This window comes from Nodosilinea sp. LEGE 07298, assembly GCF_015207265.1.
GTDB lineage: Bacteria > Cyanobacteriota > Cyanobacteriia > Phormidesmidales > Phormidesmidaceae > Nodosilinea.
On record NZ_JADEXE010000423.1, the window covers coordinates 1 to 4,584 of the forward strand.

General features: G+C 51.2%; 4 protein-coding genes and 1 pseudogene. 3 read left to right on the forward strand and 2 right to left on the reverse strand.

Annotated features, from left to right (window positions below; all coding sequences use genetic code 11):
- Positions 1 to 289 precede the first annotated feature (289 nt).
- Positions 290 to 703, forward strand: a complete 414-nt coding sequence (locus IQ273_RS30850) for a hypothetical protein (RefSeq protein WP_194026910.1) — start codon at positions 290 to 292, stop codon at positions 701 to 703.
- 309 nt (positions 704 to 1,012) lie between these two features.
- Here the strand turns inward: IQ273_RS30850 and IQ273_RS30855 are convergent, their stop codons facing one another.
- Positions 1,013 to 1,372 (reverse strand): hypothetical protein, encoded by a 360-nt coding sequence (locus IQ273_RS30855; RefSeq protein WP_194026911.1) that lies wholly within the window; start codon positions 1,370 to 1,372, stop codon positions 1,013 to 1,015.
- A 796-nt stretch (positions 1,373 to 2,168) separates the two neighbouring features.
- On the opposite strand from IQ273_RS30855, the gene IQ273_RS30865 reads away from it, so the two are divergent.
- Positions 2,169 to 2,465, forward strand: coding sequence for a Uma2 family endonuclease (locus IQ273_RS30865; RefSeq protein ID WP_228054220.1), 297 nt, complete (start codon positions 2,169 to 2,171; stop codon positions 2,463 to 2,465).
- Positions 2,449 to 4,272, forward strand: a complete 1,824-nt coding sequence (locus IQ273_RS30870) for an AAA family ATPase (protein ID WP_194026913.1) — start codon at positions 2,449 to 2,451, stop codon at positions 4,270 to 4,272. The genes IQ273_RS30865 and IQ273_RS30870 overlap by 17 nt, the downstream gene beginning before the upstream one ends.
- Before the next feature lie 151 nt (positions 4,273 to 4,423).
- Here IQ273_RS30870 and IQ273_RS36185 read toward each other — a convergent pair.
- Positions 4,424 to 4,584, reverse strand: a pseudogene (locus IQ273_RS36185) (Uma2 family endonuclease); the annotation flags it as partial.

The window sequence follows — 4,584 nt, forward strand, 5'->3', positions numbered from 1 at the left end:
GGGTAGACGAGTCGGTGAAGCACCGTAGGCCACTGTAGGGTGCATAACGCTAAGGCGAGGCTCCGCCAATGCGCAGCAATGCACCATTTAGTAGATCTTCGCCAGCGTAGTCGTTCAGTACAGAAAGGATCAACTTTGTCTGAACGTGATGTCTAGGTTGATTAATCAACCTGATCCGAATTTCTATTTTGACCGATGATTGCGGATTGCGAAGATAACTGGAGTAGATATTTGTGTAACTGAGTCATGCGATCGCCGTAGTCAGGCCGCTAGTGAGCTATTTACTGCCATGTCCCACGACCAAGCCCAGCCAAATGCATCAGAGGGCGGCTGTCGCCCCACGCTCTACATGTCAGCAGAACTGCTGGCGGCCATTGAGGCCCAGTGTGAAGTAGAGGGGGGCCGCAAAAGGTCGCCCTTTGTGGCCGAAATTCTGGAGCTACTGCTGACTAGCGACCTCGGGCAACATCTGCAAACCAGCGCCCAAGCCCAGCAGCGATCGCTGCTGAGCGAGCTACAGGCCAACTTGATCTTGTTTAACTCCCACATTCCTACCGATCGCATTGTGGAGCTAGCGGAGAAAAGCCAGCGCTACCCCGACCAAATGCTGGTGCGCCTGGTGCTGCTGGGGCTACAGCTTTACGAGCCAGCCGTAGCGCTGATCGAAGCCAAGATTGAGGGTGGGCAAATTGGGGAGCGCTAAGGGCGGTGATCAACGCTTGCCCCTCGTTCCAGTGCTTGGAATGCTCAGTGGAGGCTTTGCCTCCTGGCATGAGCGGCAGAGCCGCAAAACCAGAGCGCCCAGGCGGAGCTAGGGCACTAGGGCGGGAGGGCTGTTATTTAGTATATCGATGCTCTAGATAGTCTGTCTTACTAGATAGTCTGTCTTAATCGATGACTACGGCTATTAAAAAAGACCCGTGGCTGGGCCACAGGTCTGTAGGAGGGAATTTTGTTGGCGTTCGCTGCGGCGGCAGAGACGCATCGCCGCGGCGGCGGCACGGACGCATCGCTAGGCGCTGCGGCGGCGGGGGCGCTTGCGCTCTGACTTTTTCTTGTAGCCGATCGCCTGGGCGGCGTTGCTGTCGGGGCCAAACTGAGCCCGCACGGCTTCTTTCATGCCCAAAATAGAGTTGTGAAACTCCCATTCGGCCTGGCGGGCGGCATCGGCGGCGGCTTTGACCATGGCTTGCAGCTCGGTCTCTTTTTGCTGCATGGTTAGCATGGTGTTGAAATTGGCCTTGAGGGCTTCGGGCGATGCGTCAACGCGGACGGGGAGATAGCCTTCGACAGTGCCGAGGCTGTTGAGGGAGTCAATATCGTTGCTGAGCGTTTTGCCGGGCAGACGGCGGGTAATGTTGACGACGGGCATGGTAGATCACCTTTAGTGATGGGTTTGTAGCGGACATGAGCAAGCAGCCTGCCTGAAGCAATTTCAGGGGTGGTAACGGATATTGGGGGCAGCGACGAAGGGTTTCAGGTCAGGCGGTGAGAGACGACGGTTGGGGCGAGGCGTTGTCTCATCTATTGCCAAGATTGCCCGATGCAAGTAGCCGATCGCGGCCTCGATTTGAAAGATTGTGACCAAACACCAGCGGTTTTGATAAAGCCTGGATGAATGTTGCAGCGGGCCGCAGCGAGTTTTGGCCCAACAATAGCGATGCAACGCGAGAATGATTAATTTGCTGCAATGACAGAAGCATTGTGTATTGAGCAGGTACGAGTGCAGCGAGTGACTATTCGAAGTTGCTCTATGATAGAAGCATTGTGTATTGACTACTTAAAAGGTTGCGCTGTTGCAGCAGCATTGTCGCGCCACAACTTAAGATGTTGCGGCCTGACAATAAGAAGTTGCGCGATCGCATTAAAGAGTTGCGGCCTGACAATCGAATGTTGGGCTGTCGCACTAAAGCATCGCGGCCGCACACTAAAGGATGCAACCCTGACAATAAAGCGGTGGAGTGCTGCAATAGGCGATCGCGCCAGAGCAGGGGGAGGTGCTTAGCTACCTGCTGCACTACCGACAGTTAGTTTAGGCCTGCCAAGGGTTGAGCTACTGAACCGATCAGTTATTCCCTTCAAGGGCACCGGAACCCTGGCCACTTGTCTTCTTGTGAGACAAAACCCCTGTGCCACAATAGGAGCAAGCGTCACCCCTACTTAGCCCTATGACTGCTGCTACAGACCTGCGATCGCTGAGCGTGCAAGACTATCACCGCATGGTAGAAGCGGGGATTTTGGCGGCAGATGAGCGGGTGGAGTTAATCGAAGGACAGCTCTATACGATGGCAGCCAAGGGAACGGCCCACAGCGCAGCGGTAACGCGTATTGATCGGGTGCTGTCGCGGTTATTGGCAGGGCGGGCGCTGCTGCGATTTCAAGACCCGGTGCAGCTGAGCGACCTTTCTGAGCCGGAACCCAATGTGGCGATTGGTAATGGAACCGCAGATGACTACAATTCTTGATTTCAACCCGCTTAAGTCTATTGCAGTGCCAAACGTTGGCCGTATTGAGCCAACAGGTTTAGTACTTGTAATTGGTCCTAACTCCGCAGGGAAGACACAATTTCTCCGTGACATTCAAGGCCGCATGCTCGGGCAAGATAGGAATCTAGTAGTTTGTGACGATATTGAAATTGTCCGCCCATCTGATCTTGATCCATTTCTCGAAGCTCTTCTAGCCGAGAAACATATTCAACGTCGTGTGGACGAACATAACCGAGTGTATCTCGAGCCACGGATCCCTGACTTTGGCAGTAGCAAATCTAAATCGTCTTACCAAGAGAGTGAAGTTAAGCGCTTCTTTAGTTTGGATTCCAGACAAGCAAATCCTGGCAAAAGCAAGTGTATGATTCTTGATCTTTTCGGGCGATCATTTATTAGCTCTCTGTTTTTGGATCGCCGACTAACCGTGACAAACACAGTTGAAAGCTTTGACTACGAAACGGAATCTCCTCTAAATGAATTGCATGCCCTTTACATTGATTCGGCAGTCAAAGAACTGCTGGCCAAGGAAGCCCAATCCGTTTTTGGTAAGTCAATTTGGCTTGACAACACACGCGCCAACAAATTGTGTCTTCGAGTTGGAAATGGGCCAGAAATGCCATCAGCAGAAGACAGACTTGAACCAGCAAAGATGCGTGAGTATCGCTTGATTGAAGATGAGGGAGATGGTTTCAAGTCGTACATTGCAATTTGTCTTACGCTATTGTTAGGGCGGCGACCTGTAGTGCTCATTGATGAGCCAGAGTTGTGTCTTCACCCGCCGCAGGCATATGCACTTGGTCGGTTCATTGGTAAATATGGGGTGTCACCTGACCACACAACGTTTGTGGCTTCTCACAGCAGCCACGTATTAAGGGGCATCATTGAGCAAACAGAGCAGCTTGACATAATTCGGCTCTCAAGGTCTGCACAACAGTTCATTGGCCAAAGGGTTTCTATGGAAACTCTCAAGGCCTCAATTGAGAAGCCAAGCACTAAGTCTGAAAGTATCCTTGATGGCCTATTTGCTGAAGCTATTACTGTAGTTGAATCTGAGGGGGATAGATTAGTCTATGGCACCACTTGGGATACAGTAGCAGACGAGTTTCAGCGTGATGTACATTTTGTCTCGGTCGGTGGTCTAGGCGGCATTGCCGACCCATGCGTTTTGTACAAAACCTTGAAAATTCCGGTCTGCGTTATTGCAGATTTAGATGTAATTCGGGAGTTAGGCGTTCTTCAGAATATTCTGAAAGCAATTGCTCCTACTGAAAGTGTTCGTGAGATTATGTCTGATACCCAACAAATTGTTGAACAGGTTAAAGCATTGGGGCCTATTTACGATGAAGAACACACGCAGAATTTACTAGCTGCAATGTTGTCCGAAAGGTTTGACTGGACCAACGTCGAACAGTTAAAGCGTATTAGGAAAGATCTGTCCGAGCTTAGTGCAGGGTTATCACAAACTGCACGCCTAAAGAAGGGACTAGAGAGCTTGCAGACTTACCCTGTTTATCACGACTTGGTCGCGCTACTGCATAAGTGTCGTATTCACGGATTGTTCTTGGTACCAGTCGGAGAGCTTGAGGACTGGATACCGTTACTGACAACTGACGGGCCAAGTAGGAAACGAAAAGCCGAGTGGGCCAACTTCGCGGCTAATCGTATTCGGGAGTCGCCAACTAATCATGGAGACATCTGGGAGTTTGTGCGTCAGATGGCCTGTTTCCAAAGAGATGAGGGATCTCGCTTAGCTGGATATCCGACCCGCTTCTCTACAAACTTTTAATTTCGCAAATTGCTAGGGTAGGCAATGCTAACCAATCGCTCATCTTATGGCAGTGCCCCACCTTATCCAGAGTTTCTGGAGTATGGCGCACCTTGAGCAGTGAGTTGAGTTGTTCTTGACAAAAAGTGTCACCCTAATATTACTGACGAATCTAGCGTGGCATAACATCGTCTAGCCGTAGCGTTAGCTGAGGCAACAAGGGCGAATCGATCGCCTCACCCAGCCGATACTGCTGTTGTTGATAGTCTTCGCCAACCAACCGACACACCGTAAACGTAGGTTGCTTAGGGCTGCCAATAAACACCCGCCCAC